Below are 20047 nucleotides of genomic sequence, written 5' to 3' on the forward strand. Positions count from 1 at the left end.
GGTTCGGGACCGAAACGCCATCACGCCCCTCCCCCAGGAGGAACCATCAGCCCCGGCAGGCCGGCGGCCGGGTCGGTCGACACCGGCGTCCCCGGCGGCGACTGATCCACCGGTCCCGGAGGGGGCAACGGCGCCGATGGCACGAAGGGGGCGTCAGCAGGCGGATTTGCGGCGGGCTCACCGAATCTCGTGAACGGTGCGCCCGCCGGTGGCAGCGGACCTCCCGAACCCGGGGACGAGCCGGCCGGCGGCGGAACGTAGTCCGGCCGCAGCCAGTCCTCGCTGTAGGTGATCTCGTTGGGCCGGGCCTGCGCACCGACAAACGGGTTGATTCCCAGGGGCGGGAAGTTGTACTGGCGGTTCTTGATGATCGGCGCCAGATACTGGGCACACAGCTTCGCCGACTGCTCGGCACCCAACCGTGAGGCCGCTTGCACTGCCCCGCAGAGGAACTGAATCGGGTTGGAGAAGTTGTTGATCGCCAGCGCTCCGGTCAACGTGCCCTGCGCAGGCTGGTAGATGTTCAAGAAGTTCTGGAAGGCGTTGGGTGCGACGTGCAGTGTCTGCTTGAGGTCATCGAGGCTCTCGTAGAGCGTGGTGGTCGTCGCCGCCAACTGGTCCCCGGTGGTGCCCAGAGTCTCCCTGTTGTCGGCCACAAACGTCGTCACGTCACCGACGACCGAGTTGAGCGAATCCACCGCGGTTCCGACCTCGTTCGGGCTGTTGGTCAGCAGCCCCGTCACCGACGCCAGATTCTGGTTGAGTTCGCGCAGTAGATCCCTGCTGCTCTGCAAGGCAGAGACGAGGACCGACAGGTTCTTGACCGTGCTGAACAGATCGTCGCTGTGATCACCGAGCGCCGAAAACGCCTGAGACAACTTGATCACCGTGTCGCGGATGTTCGCACCCTGCGGATCGCACGGTCCACCGTCGGGATCGGGCACGCACAGGTTGTCCGCGGCGGTGTTGACGAACGCCCCCAACGTGCTCACGCCTCCCGGTTCAGTCGGCTGCAGCGTGTCGGCGAGCCGCTCGAGTTGCACCCGGAAGTCGTCGAACTCGACCGGCACGGCGGTGCGCTCCTGCGGAATGACCGTGTCGGTGTTCATCACTGGGCCACCGGTGTACACCGGTGTCAGCTGAATCGCGCGGGACGACACCAGCGAAGGCGACAAAATGACGGCCTTGGCGTCGGCGGGAACCTTGTACTTGTCGTCGACGTAGAAGGTGATCTTGGCGCGGTCGGGCTGCGGCTCGATCGTCTCGACCTTGCCGACAGGCACACCCAGGATCCACACTTCGTCCCCGGGAAACAGCCCGTTGCTGTTGGCGAAGTAGCCGACCAGATTGGTTCGGCGTGCGGAATCCACCGTGGTGGTCACGACCACGATTCCAGCGGTCAGAATCACGGCGAGCACGGCTGCCAGGACGACGCGGGAGTATCGCCAGTTCGTCATCACGGCGTCCCTTCAGGTGGCGCGGCGGGGGTCAGCGGAACCGGGGTGACCCCGGCAGGGCCCGGGGCGCCGGGTCCCACGGTTACCGGGCCGGGAGGCAATGGCGGCGGCGGGCCGGCTTCCTGTGTCACTGGCGGTTGCTGGCCCGGGGCGGGCAGCTCCACAGGCCCGTAGGGAGTCGGGGTGTCCGTCTGGTTGGGTGGCGCTTCGGCTGGCGGACCCGGGGGAGGGCCGCCGGGTGGCGGAGCGGCGGGCGGCTCGCGGTAGGGGTAGCACCCGGTGGGGCCGGGCAGCGCCACTCCCGGTGGACCGCAGCCCTGATCGCCGGGGTTGCCGGTGATGGCGTCGGGGATTGTCAGGCGCGGCTCGCCACCCTGGCCGGTGCGGGGGAACGGAACGGGCAAAGCCGGCGTGCCGGGTTGTCCCACCTGCGGATCAGCGCGTTCGGTCGGAAGCAGCACGTTGGGGTCGAGACCGAGGTCGGAGAATGCGGCGTCGATGAAGGGCTGCACGAACTGCCCCGGGAAGAGATTCACGAGGTAGGCCTTGAAGAACGGGCCCGATCCGACGGACTCGCCGAGCCCGAGTGCGTACTTGTTGAGTCCCTTGATGGCCTTCTGGACCCGGTCCTTGCGATTGTTGACGAGCGCCAACACGCCGTTCAGCTTCTCCAGCGCCGGCCGCAGCGGATCGCGGTTCTCGGCAATGAAGCCGTCGATCTGCTGAGTGACGGCCGCGATGTTGCCCGAGATTTGATCGAGTGCGACGCTCTGCGTCCGCAGCTGAGCCAGTAACGCGTTGGTGCTGGAAACGAGGCTGACCACCTGGTTGCTGCGTTCCCGCAAGACCCCGGTCACCTTGTTGGCATTATCCAATAGGTTGCGGAGTTCGGCGTCACGCAGGTTGATCGTCTCGGAGAAACGCGCCACCCCCTGCACCGCGATCCTCAGCTCGGGAGGCGTATCCGAGAATGTCTCGGCGAGGACCGCCAGAGAGTCGGACAGCTGGTCGGTGTCCAGCCCGCTGATCGTGGAAGTCAGATCGCCGAGCGCATCTGGCAGCTGGTATGCCGGCTTGGTGCGGTCGACAGGAATGACACCGTCCTGCTCCCCGTCACCACGCGGGACGATCTCGAGGAACTTCGCTCCGAGCAAGCTTTTCGTCTTGACCGCTGCCTCGGTCCGCTCGCCGAGCCTGACGTCCTCTTGCACGTTGAAGGTCACCAGGACCTGGGAACCGTCCAGCTCGACACTGCCCACCTGCCCCACTTCGAGGCCCGACACCTGCACCGGGGCGCCGGGCAGCAGCCCGCTCGCTTCGGTGAAATGCGCCGAGTAGTCCTTGGCCTCGTTGAAGAACGGCAGCCGGTCGTAGTTGAGGATCCCGAGGGTCAGGGCCGCCGTGAGTCCGATGCCGATGCCACCGATGAGGTAGGGGTTGCGTTCCTGGAATGTGATCATCGTGGCGTGCACCTGCCTGAGTCCTGGCCGGCGAGTTTGACGTAGACCGGTTGACCACCCTTGCCGTTGACCTTGAGCACGAGGTCACAGAGGTAGAAGCTGAAGAAGTCTCCGTACAGGCCTTGCCGGTTCAGTACCTGGTAGGCGTCCGGCAGCGTGTTGATCAGGTTGTCGAAATAGTCTGCGTCGGCCAGCACGGTCGCCGCCGTCCGGTCGGTCTCGGTGACGACCTTCTTCAGCGGCGGCCTGGCTTGGGCGAGCAACTCGGCCACTCCGCCCGCGGCTTCGTTGGCGTATGCCACCGCATTGGTGATGTCTTCCTTCCGGCCGTCGAGAGCGCCTACCAGTTCCGACAGCGAGGTCACTGCCTTGTCGAACTGCTTGTTCTCGTCGCCGAGAGAACCGAGCACGGTGTTGAGGTTGTCGATGACCTCTCCAATCAGCCGATCGCGATCCGCGAGCGTGTTCGACAGCGCACCTGTCTGACTGAGGAACGAAGCGACGGTGGCGCCCTGACCCTGCAGGGCCTGGATCAACTGGCTGGAGAGCGCATTGACCTGGTCGGGGTCCAAGGCCCTGAACAGCGGGCGGAAACCGCCGATCAGAGCATCCAGGTCCAGCGCAGGCGCTGTTCGGGTGAGCGGGATGGTGGCCCCGGGGTTCAGTTTGTTCGTCCCGCCCACGCCCTCTTCCAGCCCGAGGTAGCGACCACCGATCAGGTCGTCGTAGCGGACAACCGCCCGACTGCCCTCGGTCAGCACCACGCTCTCGTCGGCGGAGAACTCCACGGTCGCGGTGGTGTCGGGCTTGAGCCGAATGTCTTTGACCTTGCCGACTTCAACGCCCGCGATGCGCACGAAGTCGTCGGCCTGAAGCCCGGAGACGTTGAGGAACTCGGCGGTGTAGGTCTGCTCCTTCTGAAACCGCAACTGCCCGAAGATGGCGAACATCGCGAACATGCCCAAGAGGCAGACCGCTACGAAGATGGCGATGCGCCACAGGGCTCCTCCCAAGTTGTCCTTCACGCCGTGACTCCTCTTGCTTCTTGCTTGACGGTGATGCGTTTCTCGATCAGGGCGCCTCGGCCGGGAGTGGCCGACCCGGCGGCACCGGCGCGTCGCCCTGTCCCGGTACCGGTCCCTGTGCGGGACCGGACAGCGGCGGTGGCGGCGGCGGGGGCGGCGATGGCCGGGGCAATGGAATCGGCTGGCTCGGCGCCGGGAACGGCGGGTTGAACGGTTCGACTCCGGGCGGCGGGGCAGGATCGCGAGGCGCCCCCGGGGGCGGCGCCGGCGGTAGACCCGGATACAGCGGGGTACCGTCGGGCGCGTACTGCGGTGCTCCATACGGCGGCGCGCCGGGGTATGGGATCGGCCCTATCGCAGGTCCGTTCCGGTTGCGGATGCTCGGCGGCTCCGGCACCGCCCGGGTCACCGGGAAGTAGTTGGCGTAGCCGGGGAAACCGATGCCGGGGTTGACCCGCATGTCGTTGCCGGTGCCCCATCCTGTGTTGGTGACCAAGTAGCGGACCGGCCAATTCTTGGCCACATCGGGTAGCGATCCGCATCCGGGCTTACCCCCCGGACCGCCCTTGGCGCCGATAATGGGCAGATGGTTCGGGTACTTGTACTGATCGTCGCCGAGCAGAAGCGCGACGTCGAGGATGACCGACTTGCCGTCGGCGCCGCCGGTGACGTCGAGGAACCCGCTGTCCACGGTCATCTTGCCGCCCTGCAGGAGGCAGGTGAGCTGTGGGTCGTACTTCAACAGCAGGTCGGTAGTCGGCTGGAGCACGTTGATCGCCTTGACCAGGTTGTCCTTGCTGGGCCCGAGAAGGTCGATTCCGCTGCGGGACAGCCCCAGCACGCCGACAAGCAACGCGTCCAGGTTGGCGGCCTGATCGGTGATCGTGACGCTGGTGGTGCTCGCCGCGTCCAGCACCGTGACGATGTCGGGCGCTGCCGCAGCGTACGTGTCACTGAATCCTTGGAGAGCTTGCCAATCTCGGCGTACCGTCTCGGCGCGAGGATTGAGCGCCAGCAGGACGTCGTTGCCGTCGGTGATGGCCTGTCCCAGTCGCTCGCCCTGGCCGCGGAGGCCTTCAGCGAGTGCCGAGAGTACCCCGTTCAGTTTTGCAGGATCGATTTTCTGCAGCACGCCCCGCAGATTCTGGAACACCGTGTTGACCTCGGTGCTGACGTTAGAAGACTGCAGGACAGCGCCTTTGGACAACCGCTGCGGACTGGGGTCACCGGGGTAGATGAGGTTGACGTACTTCGCCCCGAAGGCGGTAGTAGCCCTGATCTCGGCCTGGACGTTGGACGGAATCTGCCGAAGTTGGTCGGGAAACATCTCGAGGTCCAGGCTCACCTGGTCGAGGCCGCCACTGATGTCGCCGACGCGGCCGACCTCCACTCCGCGCAATTTCACCTTCGCGCCGGGCTCCATCACGAGGCCTGCACGGTCGGATTTCAGCGTGACCGGCACATACGACCGGAAGGTGCCCGCGAACATCACCCCAGTTCCCGCGATGACCGCGGCGATGACCGCGAACAGGATGAGGGTCCACCACGCCGGGTGCAGCTTTCGGTCTCTTCTTGATTCCATCGTCTAACCCGAGAGGTTGAGCCCGCCGGACTGGCCGTAAAGGGCCAGCGATACGAACAGGGTGACGAAAACAGCGGCGATGAGGGATGTGCGCACCGCGCGGCCGACGGCCTCACCGACGCCTGCCGGGCCTCCGCTGGCGTTGAAGCCGTAGTAGGTGTGCACCAGCATCACCACGATCGCCATCGATACCGCTTGTAGGAAGGAGTAGATGATGTCCATCGGGTTCAGGAAAGTGTTGAAGTAGTGGTCGTACACGCCGGTGGACTGGCCGTACACCGCCGTGGTGCCGACCCGGGTGGCGATGAACGCCATCAGCACAGCAATGCAGTACAGCGGAATCACGATGATCACTCCGGCGACGACCCGGGTGGAGGCCAGGTAGGCGACCGACCGGATGCCCATGACCTCCAGTGCGTCGATCTCTTCGCTGATCCGCATGGCCCCCAGCTGCGCGGTGGCCCCGGCGCCGATGGTTGCGGCTAGCCCGATACCGGCGACCAACGGACCTACCAGACGGACGTTGAGGAACGCCGAGGTGAAACCCGCCAGGGCTTCGACGCCGATCTCCTCGAGCTGACTGTAGGCCTGCACGGAGATCAACGCACCGGCGGACAGAGTGAGGAACCCGACGATGACGATGGTGCCACCGATGACCGCCAGGGCGCCGACGCCCAGACTCATCTGAGCGATGAGCCGCACGACCTCGCCCTTATAGCGAAGGAAGGCATCGCCGATCCCTTTGATGGTCTCGCCGTAGAACTGAGTCTGCTCACCGATCCTGTTCCAGCCGCCCGCCCAGCTGGCGAAAGTGCGGCGGAGGCGCGGGAATTGGGTGCTTGCGTTGCTCATGTCGCCCCCGCTTTGACCGCTACCGCCGTGGCGATGAGGTTGATGACGAACAACGCCATGAACGTGTAGACCACCGTTTCATTGACGGCGTTGCCGACACCCTGCGGTCCGCCGCCCACGGATATGCCCTTGTAGCAGGCGATCAGGCTCGCCGCCAGGCCGAAGATAGCGGCCTTGATGAGCGCGACGATGACCTCGGGCGCCCCGACCAGAAGTGTCAGACCGGCGGCGAACGCACCAGGGGTGACGTTCTGGAAGAACACCGAGAAGACAAAGCCTCCCGAGATGCCGACCAGGCAGACCAGGGACGCCAGCAACAGCGACACCAACGTCGCCGCAAGCACCCTCGGCACCACCAGGGCCTGTACGGGGTTGACGCCCAAGACGCGCAGCGCGTCGAGTTCTTCGCGGATGGTGCGCGCACCGAGGTCGGCGCACATTGCGGTCGCGCCGGCTCCCGCAATGACCAGCACCGTCACAATCGGTCCGGTCTGGGTCACGGTGCCCAGTGCGGCGCCGGTTCCGGAGAAGTCGGCGGCGCCGATCTCGACGAGCAGCACATTGATGGTGAACGTGGTCAGCACCGTGAAGGGGATCGACAACAAGATCGTCGGCATCAGCGCGACGCGCGCCACGAACCACGTCTGCAGGATGAACTCGCGCCACGCCCAGGGCGGCTTGAACATTTGTACGAAAGTGTCAAGTGACATCGCGAAGAACTCACCGACTCCGCGAACGGGCTTGCCGACGGATTGGAGACTAACCACCACCGGCCCCTTCCCACGTCACCCGTATTGGCATGGACTGCGAAAACCTTTCGTCACGAAACCTTGATCACTGTCATGCGAAGTTGTGACTGGTGACACAAGCACTGCCGAGGAACCGTACACCACAATTTTCGGCAAGAGCAACAATCGGCGGATTCACGGAAAAGTGCTACGTGGTCCACCTAGTAAGACAACTGAACTTTGCTACTCACGTGTGTGACGGTCGGGGCGAAACATCTCACGCGCGTCGCCCCACCCCAAGCGGGAGACCGGTGAACCCGGCCTAGTCGGCGCCCGTCAACCAGCATATTTACTCAGAATTTTCGCCTACGTCGAACGACGGCCGACCAAGATGGACAGCGTGCCTCACGCTGCGGCACTTCGACGATCTGTCTCATCCCGGAAGATACCCCCTCGAGTTCGCCATGGGGCGGCGTTGCTGTGATTTCCAGAAGCAGGGACCGTATTGTCGCGTGAAAAAATGTCAGCAAGGGCCTGAATTTGCCGAAGAAATTTATGTACCGACACCTTCATCAATTAGAAGGCGCGCTCACACGAAATGTTCAGCTTCGTGTCGCGCGAGATTATCGCCCGGTCGACCATCCTCCCAATTCAAAAAGCAGAAACCGAGAACAAAGGGATCCGAATGACACGGATCGATAGGTGTCCGAGATTTACCACGATTTGGCGTGCTCGGTGAAAAGCGCCTCGGGGCCGCGGGCTCCGACACCGGTCCACGGCATGGACCCGGCGCCTGCGCCGGAGCGGTTACCGGAGCATGATGCACCCCGACGACCCGACAGAGGCCGTGCCGTTCGGACCCTGTGCCTGGTCGCGTCCAAGTACTGAACACGACTTATCCCATGTCGCTCGCCACGCCGGCGGCGGAGCCAGCGCGTCGGTCCACGACGCTCCGGCACCGCTGCCCGACGCGATCGGATACCGACTGTCGCGACCCGCCGGAACCCGAGCGGGAACAACCACCGCCGAGACGTCGAATACGGACGGCAGGACTGGCATTGCCATCCGCAAAAGCGGGCATGCAGGCTGCCGTCTGCATCAAAAGAGTGAATCATCTATCCATTTATCGGATTGGCGGATATGTGTCTGGAATATTGGCTCGTTCCGGCGTCGGCAAACCCGGCCCAATTCTCGCCGCCCAGGGCATAGATTCCGTTGCTCGACTCCGAAATATCAATGTCTGCCCGCTGATTCAGGTGACGTGATGACACCTGTTCACCGTTCGCCGGATCACTGTGGATGTCCACCGACACGGGCGCAGACCTGGGTCCGACCGCAGCGTGTCCGTCGACGCCGGCCAGTCCGGGTAACGCGGATTCACTTCTGACACCGCGTACACGCTTGTAGGATCCGGGCATGATCCGGTGCCGCCGTGCAATCGTCAGCAGTCTCTCAATGTCGCTCGCCGGCATCGGATGGGCGGCGGCCGCCACCGCCAGCCCTCCCACCGAGGGGGCGGAACAACCGTCGTGCGTCTACACCCTCTCGACACCGCGATTGGTCGACGTGTCCGGTACGACGATGGTCACCGCTACCCTCACGCCGTATCCATGCACGGGCTCGATCAATCCGAACTCGCTGACCGTCTGCATCACTCCCGAGGGGACGCCCACCGCAGGAACCTGCGGCTTCAGCGCTGTCCCGTCACGGGCGCAAGTGTTTGTCGCCTACAAGCCGGGCACGAGCTACGTCGTCAGGGGCACGGGCTGCGGGTCGGTCTATACAACCCAGGGCTCACTCTGCTCGACCGTGGGCCCCTTCACGACGACGCTGTAGCACGCCGCAGACGTCAAAACTTCTCTCCAGCCGACGGCGAAGGCCGTCTGCTTCCTAAGCCTGCCCCTGCTCGCGTACACTACGTGTCTTACTAAGTAAGCGATGTTACTTCGAGATGGCGGGGCAGTATTTTGGACTGGGGACTTCCATGGCCGGGATCAGAACTGGCGACGAGGGCAGAAGAGGCCGGCGCCGCCGCGTTCTGCGCTGGCGAGTTTGCCGATCTCAGTGCGTACGTGACGACGACCGAGATGGCGCACAACACATCGAAGGCCTTGATCGGACCGGGAATCGCCTACGCGTTCGCCCGCTCCCCATTTGTTCATGCCGCCGCCGTGCGTCATCTCTCGCGCACCTCGTCTGGCCGCGTGTTCCTGGGCCTCGGAGCAGGTACGCCGCGGATGAACCGGGACTGGTTCGGCGTCGACGCCGACCGCCCCGCGCGACGAATGGGCGAACTGATCGAGGTGATCCGAGCGTACTTGTCAGCCGAGAACGGCGAATCCATCAAGTACCAAGGTGATTTCTACAAGATCGACGCAGACATCCGGGCCCCCGTCCTCGGGCACCTCGACGTACCCATTCTGATCGGGGCCTTCAACAAGATCATGGTGCAGACGGCCGGACGCGTTGCCGACGGAGTTCTGGGGCATGGGCTGTTCACCGATCGCTGGTGGACCGAGTCGGTCGAGCCGGCCCTGGCGCGCGGAGCCGAGTCGAGCGGACGGGACGTCGCCGACCTGCGTCGTTGGGGTTGGCTGATCACCGCCATCGATGACAACGACCCGGCACGCGCCGTTCGGGAGGCGAAGCAGCAGATCGCCTTTTACCTGACCGTGCGGACGTATGACTCGCTGGTGGAACTGCACGGCTGGCAGGAAGAGGTCGCAGCGATTCGTGCGGCGTTCCGCACCAACGCCCCCGACACCATCGCCGATCATGTGACTGACGACATGCTGTGGTCCATCGCAGTGTGCGGAGATTCCGCGCAGGCACGCGAAATGCTCTCTGCTAGGGAGCGACTGCCCGAGCTCGCGTTCTCGTCACCCCCCAGCTTCCTGGTCGGGCGGCGCCGCCGCGCGCAATACGATGCCGCCGTGATCGAGCTGATGCCGCAGCAGGGCTGACGTGGATGTCTGCTCACCGATACAACGGTCACATGGTGTACTGAGTAGGACATCTCAACAATCAGGAGGTCGCGGTGGCTCGACGGGAAACACTGGCACCGATGGTCACATCCGAGCCGATCTCTGGTGCAGTTCGGTCACCCAAGACCGCAGAACTCGTTGCCCAGACCCTGCGCCGCATGATTGTCGACGGACAACTCAAGGATGGCGACTTCCTGCCCTACGAGGCCGACCTGATGGCGCACTTCCAGGTCAGCAGACCGTCCCTGCGCGAAGCGGTACGCGTGCTCGAATCCGATCGACTGGTCGAGGTCCGACGCGGGTCACGAACGGGGGCAAGGGTCCGTGTCCCCGGGCCGGAGATCGTGGCCCGACCGGCGGCGTTGCTGTTGGCCATCTCAGGGACGACGCTCGGCGACGTATTGACGGCACGCATCGGCATCGAGCCGTACGCCGTTCGGCTTCTGGCCGACGAAGGTACCAAAGCGGCACATGACGAGCTGAGGCGCCTCGTCAGTGATATTCCGCGCGCCAAAGACGAAGACAAGTTGGCGCAGGCCACGGCGGATCTGCATCGTCGCATGGTGGAGCTGTCGGGAAACGCGACGCTGGCCATGATCGCCGGCATGCTCCACGAGATCTCGGAGAAGCACACCACCGCTGCGATTCTCAAGGACCAGAACGTGGTCCCCAAGGCGCAGTTCACCAAGCTCGTGCGATCCTATGACCGCCTGGTCGATCTCGTTGGTGCCCGCAAAGGCGCTGAGGCCGAGGCGCATTGGCGCCGACACATGGAGAACGCCAGCGCAGCACTGCTGAAAGGCTATGAGAAGACGCAGGTCCGCGACATTCTCTATTGAGCCTTAACGGAGATCGCCTCTTGGAATGTGATCGGGGTCTCGCTTCAGCCTCAGAACACTGATACCCTCACCGTGGGAGAGTCGCAGACATGAGTCGTCTGCTGGGGAGTATCTCAGGAAGTGAGCACACGTGATAAAGAGTGAGCAGGCGCCAGCAGTGCCGGTGGTGACCTTTGATTACACGACTACCGAACCCGAAGGCACCTGGTTCGCCCGATACGACGCGCTGCGCGCTCAATTTCCTTGGTACCGCAATGAATTCGGCCCCGGCTTCTGGACGGTATGTAACTACCAGGGAATCCTGGAAATCATGCAGAACCCGCAGGTGTTCTCCAACAGTGTGGTGACCGCGCTGGATCCGGAACCGGCGATCAAGTGGATCCCCGAGATGCTGGACGGTGACGAACACAAACAATGGCGCCGCCAGCTGGGGCCGCTGTTCTCTCCCGGCGCGGTCGAGCGCATGGAGTCGACGGTGCGGCAACGGGCCATCGACATCATCGACGGAATCATCGCGCGCGCCCACGCAAGCGCAGCGACGGGAACGGGGCAGGGCTCCTGCGACTTCATGGCCGACTTCGCGTTGCGCTTCCCGACCACGATATTCCTCGAGATGATGGGCCTGCCGGTCGAAGAGCTCGACGAGTTCCTTGCCTGGGAGCACGACATCCTGCACGCCGGCGGCAGCGATGAGGAGAAGCTGCAGAAGCAGATGGCCGCGATGTTCGCGGTGATGGGCAGGTTCTCCACGGTCATCGCCGAGCGTCGGGAAGAACCGCGCGATGACATCGTCAGCAAGGCTCTGACCTACGAGATCGACGGAAATCCCGTCACCGACCAGGACATGCTGTCGTTCTGCTTGCTGATGTTCATGGCCGGCCTGGATACAGTCTCGGTCACTCTCGGCTGGATATTCTTGCATCTGGCACGCAATGACGCCGACAGGGAACGGATCGTCGCCGAACCGGCGGCCATCCCCACCGCGGTCGAGGAGTTCGTTCGCGCCTACGCCATCGTAATTCCGGCGCGGAAGGTGATGGAGGACATCGAGATTCAGGGCTGCCCGATGAAGGCAGGTGACATGGTGAACATTCCGCTGGCCGCCGCGACCCGTGACGACGCCGCCTTCCCGGATGCGACGACCGTCGACATCGCCCGTAAACCGAACAACCACATTGGATTCGGCGCCGGACCGCACCGATGCCTCGGTTCTCACCTGGCCCGTCAGGAGCTGAGAATCGCGATGGAGGAATGGCACGCCCGGATCCCCAACTACCGGCTGGCTCCCGATGCACAGATGCTCGAGAGCGGGGGCCAGCTGGGGCTGGAGAACCTGCCGCTGGTGTGGGACATCTGATGCGCAAACCGCTGACTGGAGTGCGGGTGCTCGAGGTCGCCCAGTTCACGTTCGTCCCATCTGCCGGGGCCGTGCTCGCCGACTGGGGAGCCGAGGTCATCAAGATCGAGCATCCTGTGACCGGCGACGCCCAGCGCGGGTTGGTCAAGGTTCTGGGCGCGGCGGCCAGCAAGCCGGGGTCCTCGTTCGCGCCGATCATGGAAGCCCCCAATCGCGGAAAGCGCAGCGTGGGGCTGGCACTCGACAATGAAGAGTCGCGGCCTGTGTTCGACGAACTCATCCGGCGCTGCGACGTGTTCCTGACGAACTACCTGCCGTCGGCCAGAACCAAGTTGAAGATCGACGTCGACGACATCCGCGAGGTCAACCCCGACGTCATCTACGTGGCAGGCAGTGGATTCGGGATGAACGGTCCCGACCGCGACGCGGGCGCGTACGACGCGACGGCCTTCTGGGCCCGCGGCGGCAGCGCCGACGGGCTCAACCCGCCGAACACCGACCACTCGGCGTTCATGCCCGCAGGTGCCTACGGTGACAACATCGGCGGCATGACCATCGCCGGCGGCGTTGCGGCGGCCCTCTACGGGCGGCACGTGACGGGCGAACCCTCGGTGCTCGACGTGTCACTGCTGGCGGTGGGCGCGTGGACCACCCAGTTCAGCGCCAACATGGCAATGCTGATGGGCGGTCCGCTGCCCAAGGTGGAACGGCAAACGCAGGCCCCGGGCAACCCGCTGACCGGCGCGTACCGCACCTCCGACGGCCGATTCGTTCAACTCTCGATGCTCCAGCCGACCCGATACTGGCCCGAGTTCTGCATGTTGATGGGACTCGACGAGTACGCAGAAGATGCACGATTCGCGTCCCTGCAGGCGATGGCCGAGCACGCCGACCTCGCGTACGGCATCGTCCACGACGCGATCGCCAAACTGACCTTTGCCGAGTGCAAAGAGGCGCTGAGCCGCGGAACCGGACAGTGGGCACCCGTCCAGGACGCTTGGGAACTGGCTCACGACGAAGGTTTGACGGCGAATGGCCGCATCGCCAACATCGTTGATGCCGAGGGAAATCCGCAGAAGCTGGTAGCCAGTCCGGTCAAGTTCGACGACGATCCCGCGGAATTGGTGCGCGCTCCGCAGTTCGCCGAGCACACCGACGACGTGCTGCGAGAACTCGGAGTGGACAACGACCGACTCATAGAACTCAAGATCGCCGGTGCAATCACGTAACCTCAGCGCTGTGACTGCCGTCGACATGGCTTCTGCGGACGACGGCACCGTCAAGGACCGACTGATCCGGGCGGCGGACGCGGAGATCGCGGCCCGAGGGATCAATGCGGTGCAGATGGAAGTGGTCGCCAAGATGGCCGGCGTCTCGCGGGCGACCGCGTTCCGCCAACTCGGCAGCGTTTCGGAGATGTTGGTCCAGGTGGCCCTGTTGCGAGCCCGCAGGCACGTCGCATCCGTGGAGTCGATCATGGCGGGCAAGACCGGCGTCTTCGCCAAGTTGGAAGCCGCGTTGGTCTACACCGCGCGTGAACTGCCGTCTGACCCGTCAATCTCCGCCCTGATCGCCCAGCACTCCGCATCAGTGCACGACCCCCGCGTGCACCAGGTCGCGATGGACGCGATGGGACCCGTGCTCGACGAGGGCCGACGAAGTGGCGAGGTGCGGACCGACATCGGGATATCCGAGATGGTCGACTTCCTGGTGGAGCAGACCTACCTGGCCGCTGAGGAGATCAAGCGCTCTGACGACGAGACCCGGCGACGGTTTCGGCACTTCGTCATTCCTGGACTCGCCGCCTCGCACGGCTCAAGCGGCGAATACGTGTCCAGGTCGATGGAAGTGCTCGACGCGGTGGGCGTTGCTATCGATGCGCTCGAAAACCTCAAAGACCAACTGCGCAGAACCCGTTCCGAGTAATGCACCGCTGATCGCTGCCGACCGCCCCGGCTTGCGTGTCCGGCTTGCGTGTCCGGTTTGCGTTCACCTGGGAAGCCAAAGCAGACCAAATCACCGTCGTCGCGAAACCCTCTGGGGTGGGCGATCCACGGGTCCTCGAACCGCCCGTCAATTGCCGGTTTCCTGTGGAGGATGCGCGCCATTCGGCTCCCCGCCAAGCAGCTGGTCCTGACGGAACGGCCGCTGCAGAATCGCGAGGGATGACGTGCGTCCGGATCAGCATCACTCTGCGGCGACGCCCTCACAGAGTGAACCGCCCTGGTTCTACTGGAGGCTCGATCTATTGGATTGCGACCACGGGTTGGTCGCTCCGTTGGGCATCGTAGAACGCGGTCTCGAACTCGGTGGGTGGGACGTCGTCGAGGTAGCTGTGGAGGCGGGCGGTGTTGTGCCAGTACACCCAGCTCAGGGTGGCCAGCTCGACGTCCTCGACGGTCTTCCACGGCCCGGAGCGGGCCGGCCCGTAGATCAGCTCGGCTTTGTAGTAGCCGTTGACCGTCTCGGCCAGGGCGTTGTCGAAGCTATCCCCGACCGATCCGATCGAGGGCAGCGCACCGATCTCAGCGAGCCGTTCGCCGTAGCGCACCGAGGTGAACTGCCCTGCGAGCCGGCATCGCTGTGGCAGGTCAAGCCGGGCAACGTGGTTCCGCGTGACCACCGGGCCATCTCGAGTGCGTCGAGGACCATGGTGGTGTGCATGTTCGACGCCACCCGCCATCCCACGATCGTCCGGGAGAACGCATCGACGATGAAGCAGACGTAGGCCACCCCGGCCCAGGTCGGCACATACGTCAGATCCGTCACCCACAATTGGTTGGGCGCCGCCGCGGTGAAGCGGCGGTTGACCAGGTCAGGATGCCGTGGCGCGGCCGGGTCGGCGTTGGTGGTCTTGACGGGTTTGCCGCGCCGCACCCCGTGGATGTCGAGGCTGCGCATCAGGCGCGCGACCTGGTCACGGCCCACGTCGTGGCCGTCCCGACGTGCGGCTTTCCACAGCTTGCGGACCCCGTAGACGCGGTAGTTGTCCTCCCACAGCGTGCGCAGCGCCGGTGCCAGCTCAGCGTCGCGGACGGCCCGCGCCGACGGTGGCCGGGTCTTGGTGTCGTAGTAGGTGCTCGGGGCCATCGACACTCCTGCGTTGCGCAGGACGGTGCAGATGGGCTCGACCCCGAACTCAGCCCGGTTGGCGTCGATGAAGGCGACTATTTCTTGTGTTGGCGGTCGAGCTCCGCCCCGAAGAAACTCGCTGCTCGTTTCAGGATCTCGTTGGCGCGCTTAAGTTCCCGGTTCTCCTGCTCGAGTTCCTTGAGCCGTTGATACTCCGCAGTGGACACCCCGGGCGCCACGCCCTCGTCGATGTCGGCCTGGCGCACCCAGGACCGCACCGACTCCACCCCGTAGCCGAGCTGGTTGGCCACCCGCGCCACCGTGCCCTGCGTCGTGCCCAGCTCGGCGCGCAAGGCGCGCACCATCCGGACCGCGGCAGCCTTCTCCTCCGGGCTATAGCGACGCGTCGTGGGCTTGCCAGCTGACTGTTCCTTCGGCATACCTGCATCCTCGTTTCCAAGGTCAGGAGCCTCCGGTATTTCCAGTGCGATTCATCAGTACTGCATTTAACCGTCTGTTGCAGATTCCCGGGGCATCGGTCACTGATGTCGTCATCACCGAACGCGAAGTCGAGGTGACGCTGCGCCCCTCGAGCCGCTTGCTGCAATGCCCTTGCGGTCAGCGTGTCCGCGGCGGCTACGACCGGCGGCGCCGGCGCTGGCGGCATCTGGATCTGGCCAGCCGCAAGCTGTGGCTGGTCTACGACATCCGTCGCCTGAACTGCCCGAATTGCGGCGTGCGCACCGAGCAGGTGCCCTGGAGTCGACCTGGGGCGCGCCATACCCGTGACTTCGAGGACACGGTGCTGTGGCTTGCCAGGAGAACCGATCGCACCTCGGTGGCCACATTGCTGCGCTGCGCCTGGGAGACGGTCACCGCCATCATCAACCGCACCGTCGAGGAACTACTCGACGAGCGTCGTCTCGGTGAGATCTATCGCATCGGCGTCGATGAGATCTGTTATCGCCATCCGCACAAGTACTTGACCATCATCGGTGATCACGCCACCGGCACCGTCATCGACATCCACCCCGGCCGCGGGGTCGATTCACTGACCACGTTCTACGACAAGCTCACCGCCGAGCAACGTGCTGACATCGAAGCGGTCTCCATGGACGGTTCCACCGCGTTTCGTTCCGCGACCGAAGACAAACTGCCCGGCGCGACGATCTGTTACGACCCATTCCACGTAATGCAATGGACCAACCGTGCCCTCGACGAAGTGTTCGCTGCGGCCATGGCCACCAACCGCGCCGACTTCAACCTGTCCTCAGGGCAATGGCGCAAAGCCCGTACCGCGTTACGTACCGGCGCCGAACGGCTCAACCCAACCCGCGGCCATCTCGTCAGAACGATCACCGCGCAAAACCATGCCATTGGCACGGCTTGGAGAATGAAAGAGCAACTACGACAACTGTTTCGAATCGCAGACCCGACACGAGCACCACGGTATCTCCGACGCTGGATCCAGCGTGCCGCCGCCAGCGGCATCCGCCCCCTCGTTCAACTGGCACGCCGCCTCGAACTGCACTTCGACGGCATCATCGCAACCATCGAACTCGGCATCAGCAACGCTCTCATCGAAGGCATCAACGCCAAGATCCGCCTCATCAACGCCCGAGGCTATGGCCACCACTCCGCCGAAGCACTGACCTCGATGATCTACCTCTGCCTCGGTGGACTGAACCCCAAACTCCCCACAAAAACCTGAGGAGTCGCACATATGATCGAATCGTGGGCATGCAGGAGATCGGGTACGGCGGCCAGCCGCTGCCGCCGGTTTTCCGCCGCGTGGACCCGCCCGCCGTGGTGTTGATCGATCTGGTGGCCCTGTTCTCCCGCCAGCCGCACTGCGCCGGCCACTACCATCCGAACGGCCTGCAGCTCGACGCCGTGGTGGAAGGTGTGCTGACCGGCTGGGGCCGGGCCGAGCACGGCGGCTGGTGGGGCCTGGTGACGTATCCGGTCAAGTACGGCAGCCGTGCGCACACCGTCACTCACTGGGCTCCGGCCTGGGTCCTCAAGACGACGTGACGACACCGGATGTGATCCTCGCCGATCACCCTTGACGCCCGTCAAGACGCGGCGCGATGATCATCGCGTGATCAGCGTGACTGAGCAACAAGTCATCGACGACCTGGCCCGGCGCCTGGCCGACACGCACACCCAGGTGGAACCGACCGAAGTCGTCCGCGTGGTCCAGGAACAGCACGCCCGCTTCGCGGATCGACCCATCCGGGACTTCATCCCGCTGTTCGTCGAACGCAACGCCAAAGCCGAGCTGCTCAGGCTCGGCACCTGAGACGTCCGCAGTCCGGCCGGTGCGTCCGGGGCCGATGCACCCCGATTCGTTACCGGTTTTCCAGTGAAGACCTAAGCGGCTATCAGGTCTTTCTCAGGTTCGGGCCATAACTTCGACATCACACAGCGATGTGATGGACAACCCCGATACGCTCGGCCCGCCACCAATCCCCCCCTGGGTGGCGGGTCGAGATCGTTTGCGGGGTCCGAACGCGCCTTCCCCCGATCCGGTAGCCGATAGGGTTCTGACCAATACACCGGGCCGAGGATGAGGTGGAACATGATTCGCCAGTTGTTCGTAGCGAGTGTCGTCAGCGCAGCCGCCGTCGTCGGCGCACCGATCGCCGCCGCCGAGCCCGGACCGATGTATCCCGACGATCCCGGCCGGTACGCCACCGATGTGCCCGGGATGGTCTACGACGCCCACCTGACCGCACCCTGCACGAACATGGAGCGCTTCACCTTCGGGCGCGGCCCGGGCGGCGAAGCCCTGCAGTGCCGCTGGATTCCCAATCAGTGGCCGCCGGTCTACACGGGCTTCTGGCAGATCAGTTATGGATTGCAGGGCGTGCAGGAGATCGGCAGCCCCTGCCCTGATCCGCAGTCCGCCGCCCAAGCGCCCGACGGGCGTCCGCTGGTGTGCATGGGGGCCCGGGGCTGGCAGGCCGGGATCTTCAACCGGGAGGGCTTCACCCCGCTCTGAAGCTAGGAGCTTCGCAGCGTCCGACTGGGCTCGGTGCCGAACGCTTCTTTGTAGGCGCTGCTGAAGCGTCCCGGATGGCTGAAGCCGCACCGTCCGGCGATCGAGGTCACCGTGTCGTGTGCCGGGTCGGCCGACTTCAGCTCGCGATGCGCGCGTTCCAGACGGACCCTCCGCAGGTACTCCAACGGAGTCGTCTTCATGTGCTCACGAAATGCGTACTGGATGGCCCGCGGTGTCACGTCGGCCGCGGCGGCGATGTCGTGAACGGTGATCTCGTAGTGAGCATTGTCGTGGATGAACTCCAGCGCCTGCCGCAGCATCCGCGGATGCTGTGCTGCCGGCCGAGAATCACCCTTCATCGCTGCAACGAGTTCCCGGGCTTGGCGAGAAATGAAACACCGTAGTGACTTATTCCACTGCCATGCCACGATCGGTGCATGACCGACCGCATCGAAGTCAGCCGGACGATCCCCGCACCGGCAACCGAAATATTCGCCGTCCTCACCGACCCGCAGGGCCACGTCGCCATCGACGCCACCGGCATGCTGCAGGACGCCGACGGCGAGCCCGTCCGGGCGGTCGGCGACTCGTTCGTCGTCCACATGGACCGGGAGGCCCTCAACGACTTTCCGCTCGGCCGCTATGACGTCACCGTAGAGATCACGCAGTTCGAACGAGACCGCTTGCTGGCCTGGACGATTCTCGGCCAGGTCCGCCCGCAGATCGGACACGTCTACGGCTACCGGTTGCAGCCGGAGGGCGACACCACGACGGTCACGTCCTTCTACGACTGGTCCGACATCGACCAGCAGTGGCGCGACGCCGGCATCTTTCCCGTCGTCTCCGAGGGGGCGCTACGGGCCACTCTGGGCATCCTGGACCGCACCGTCCGACGCGGCTACCCTCGGGCGTCAACCAAAGGTTGACGAGACCGCTACGTCAACCTACGGTTGACGGTATGTCCGACACCACCAAGATCACGCATCCCGTCCGACTCGACGACCTCATCGAGGTCATCAAAAAGGTGCACGACGAACCGCTCGACCAACTGACCGACGCCGTGCTGGCGGCTGAGGCACTCGACGAGGTGGCCGACCATCTGATCGGTCACTTCGTCGATCAGGCCCGGCGCTCCGGGGCATCGTGGACGGACATCGGCAAGTGCATGGGGGTCACCAAACAGGCAGCCCAGAAGCGCTTCGTACCCAGGACGCCCACCGACCCTGCCGACATGGACCCCGCCGCCGGTTTCAGCCGCTTCACCGACCGCGCTCGCAGCGTCATCGTCGAAGCACAGAATCGGGCCCACGCGGCGGGCAACGCCGAGATCACCCCCGCCCACCTGGTTCTCGGCCTGTTCGCCGACCCGACCGGCCTGGCAGCGCGACTGGTCGCCGACCAGGGCGTGGACATCGCCGCGGTCGCGCGGACCATCGAGCTGCCCGAACGCGCAGCCGACGTGCCGGCGCTCATTCCCTTCGACAGCCGGGCCAAGAAGGCTCTCGAGTTGACGTTCCGGCAGGCACTTCGCCTGGGCCACAACTACATCGGCACCGAGCATCTGCTGCTCGCGCTCTACGAGGAAGAAGACGGCACCGGCCTGTTGCATCACATGGGCATCGATGTCGTCCGCTTCGAACGCGAGCTGCGCGCAGCGCTGGACGCATTCACCCAGAACTGACCGACC

19 protein-coding genes, 1 pseudogene and 1 other annotated feature are annotated in these 20047 nt (G+C 64.7%); of the genes and pseudogenes, 12 read left to right on the forward strand and 8 right to left on the reverse strand.

The genetic code is table 11. The features are described 5' to 3' along the window. Window positions 1–20 precede the first annotated feature (20 nt). The 6 genes from G6N31_RS10155 to G6N31_RS10180 are packed head-to-tail and all read right to left on the reverse strand — an operon-like array spanning window position 21 to window position 7086. Window positions 21–1457, reverse strand: coding sequence for an MCE family protein (locus G6N31_RS10155; protein ID WP_098002993.1), 1437 nt, complete (start codon window positions 1455–1457; stop codon window positions 21–23). Then, window positions 1457–2917 carry an MCE family protein gene (locus G6N31_RS10160; protein WP_098003123.1) on the reverse strand — a complete coding sequence of 487 codons (1461 nt, stop codon included), beginning with the start codon at window positions 2915–2917 and terminating at the stop codon, window positions 1457–1459. The genes G6N31_RS10155 and G6N31_RS10160 overlap by 1 nt, the downstream gene beginning before the upstream one ends. Further along, entirely contained in the window at window positions 2914–3942 is a 1029-nt protein-coding gene (locus G6N31_RS10165) for an MCE family protein (RefSeq protein WP_098002992.1), read from the reverse strand. Before G6N31_RS10165 ends, G6N31_RS10160 begins: the two co-directional genes overlap by 4 nt. Window positions 3943–3988: 46 nt before the next feature. Then, a complete protein-coding gene (locus G6N31_RS10170) occupies window positions 3989–5524 on the reverse strand; it encodes an MCE family protein (RefSeq protein WP_098002991.1) in 1536 nt (511 codons plus the stop codon). A 3-nt stretch (window positions 5525–5527) separates the two neighbouring features. Next, complete coding sequence (locus G6N31_RS10175) at window positions 5528–6376, reverse strand: ABC transporter permease (protein ID WP_098002990.1); 849 nt, start codon at window positions 6374–6376, stop codon at window positions 5528–5530. Then, on the reverse strand, window positions 6373–7086 hold the full coding sequence (locus G6N31_RS10180) for an MlaE family ABC transporter permease (protein WP_179964285.1): 714 nt from the start codon (window positions 7084–7086) through the stop codon (window positions 6373–6375). Before G6N31_RS10180 ends, G6N31_RS10175 begins: the two co-directional genes overlap by 4 nt. A 1473-nt stretch (window positions 7087–8559) precedes the next feature. Between G6N31_RS10180 and G6N31_RS10185 the strand changes: the two genes are divergently transcribed. The 6 genes from G6N31_RS10185 to G6N31_RS10210 all read left to right on the forward strand — a co-directional run bounded on the left by G6N31_RS10185 (window position 8560) and on the right by G6N31_RS10210 (window position 14210). Continuing rightward, window positions 8560–8940 (forward strand): hypothetical protein, encoded by a 381-nt coding sequence (locus tag G6N31_RS10185; protein WP_098002989.1) that lies wholly within the window; start codon window positions 8560–8562, stop codon window positions 8938–8940. Between the two features lie 131 nt (window positions 8941–9071). Continuing rightward, a complete protein-coding gene (locus G6N31_RS10190) occupies window positions 9072–10067 on the forward strand; it encodes an LLM class flavin-dependent oxidoreductase (RefSeq protein ID WP_098002988.1) in 996 nt (331 codons plus the stop codon). 74 nt (window positions 10068–10141) lie between these two features. Beyond that, window positions 10142–10927 (forward strand): FadR/GntR family transcriptional regulator, encoded by a 786-nt coding sequence (locus G6N31_RS10195; protein ID WP_098002987.1) that lies wholly within the window; start codon window positions 10142–10144, stop codon window positions 10925–10927. Between the two features lie 163 nt (window positions 10928–11090). Next, a complete protein-coding gene (locus G6N31_RS10200; RefSeq protein WP_234815258.1) occupies window positions 11091–12284 on the forward strand; it encodes a cytochrome P450 in 1194 nt (397 codons plus the stop codon). Further along, window positions 12284–13513 carry a CaiB/BaiF CoA transferase family protein gene (locus tag G6N31_RS10205; RefSeq protein ID WP_098002985.1) on the forward strand — a complete coding sequence of 410 codons (1230 nt, stop codon included), beginning with the start codon at window positions 12284–12286 and terminating at the stop codon, window positions 13511–13513. The genes G6N31_RS10200 and G6N31_RS10205 overlap by 1 nt, the downstream gene beginning before the upstream one ends. Window positions 13514–13523: 10 nt before the next feature. Continuing rightward, window positions 13524–14210, forward strand: coding sequence for a TetR/AcrR family transcriptional regulator (locus G6N31_RS10210; protein ID WP_234815257.1), 687 nt, complete (start codon window positions 13524–13526; stop codon window positions 14208–14210). Window positions 14211–14529: 319 nt separating this feature from the next. Here the strand turns inward: G6N31_RS10210 and G6N31_RS10215 are convergent. After that, window positions 14530–15796: pseudogene (locus G6N31_RS10215) on the reverse strand (IS3 family transposase). Further along, window positions 15366–15497, reverse strand: a sequence feature (AL1L pseudoknot). It overlaps the preceding pseudogene by 132 nt. Window positions 15797–15840: 44 nt before the next feature. Between G6N31_RS10215 and G6N31_RS10220 the strand changes: the two are divergent. The 4 genes from G6N31_RS10220 (at window position 15841) to G6N31_RS10235 (ending at window position 18360) form a co-directional block, all read left to right on the forward strand. After that, a complete protein-coding gene (locus tag G6N31_RS10220) occupies window positions 15841–17067 on the forward strand; it encodes an ISL3 family transposase (RefSeq protein ID WP_244962262.1) in 1227 nt (408 codons plus the stop codon). A 29-nt stretch (window positions 17068–17096) separates the two neighbouring features. Next, on the forward strand, window positions 17097–17390 hold the full coding sequence (locus G6N31_RS10225; protein ID WP_098001845.1) for a hypothetical protein: 294 nt from the start codon (window positions 17097–17099) through the stop codon (window positions 17388–17390). A gap of 76 nt (window positions 17391–17466) precedes the next feature. Further along, complete coding sequence (locus G6N31_RS10230) at window positions 17467–17658, forward strand: three-helix bundle dimerization domain-containing protein (protein WP_234815168.1); 192 nt, start codon at window positions 17467–17469, stop codon at window positions 17656–17658. Between the two features lie 279 nt (window positions 17659–17937). Continuing rightward, the gene (locus G6N31_RS10235; protein WP_098001846.1) at window positions 17938–18360 is read left to right on the forward strand and encodes a hypothetical protein; all 423 of its coding nucleotides are present in this window, start codon (window positions 17938–17940) and stop codon (window positions 18358–18360) included. 2 nt (window positions 18361–18362) lie between these two features. On the opposite strand, the gene G6N31_RS10240 is transcribed toward G6N31_RS10235, so the two are convergent. Continuing rightward, window positions 18363–18680, reverse strand: coding sequence for a helix-turn-helix transcriptional regulator (locus G6N31_RS10240; RefSeq protein WP_179964286.1), 318 nt, complete (start codon window positions 18678–18680; stop codon window positions 18363–18365). 117 nt (window positions 18681–18797) lie between these two features. Between G6N31_RS10240 and G6N31_RS10245 the strand changes: the two genes are divergently transcribed. Next, window positions 18798–19286, forward strand: coding sequence for an SRPBCC family protein (locus tag G6N31_RS10245; protein WP_098001848.1), 489 nt, complete (start codon window positions 18798–18800; stop codon window positions 19284–19286). Between the two features lie 32 nt (window positions 19287–19318). After that, the gene (locus G6N31_RS10250) at window positions 19319–20041 is read left to right on the forward strand and encodes a Clp protease N-terminal domain-containing protein (RefSeq protein ID WP_098001849.1); all 723 of its coding nucleotides are present in this window, start codon (window positions 19319–19321) and stop codon (window positions 20039–20041) included. The last annotated feature ends 6 nt before the right edge of the window (window positions 20042–20047 follow it).

Source organism: Mycolicibacterium duvalii, from assembly GCF_010726645.1.
Lineage (GTDB): Bacteria > Actinomycetota > Actinomycetes > Mycobacteriales > Mycobacteriaceae > Mycobacterium > Mycobacterium duvalii.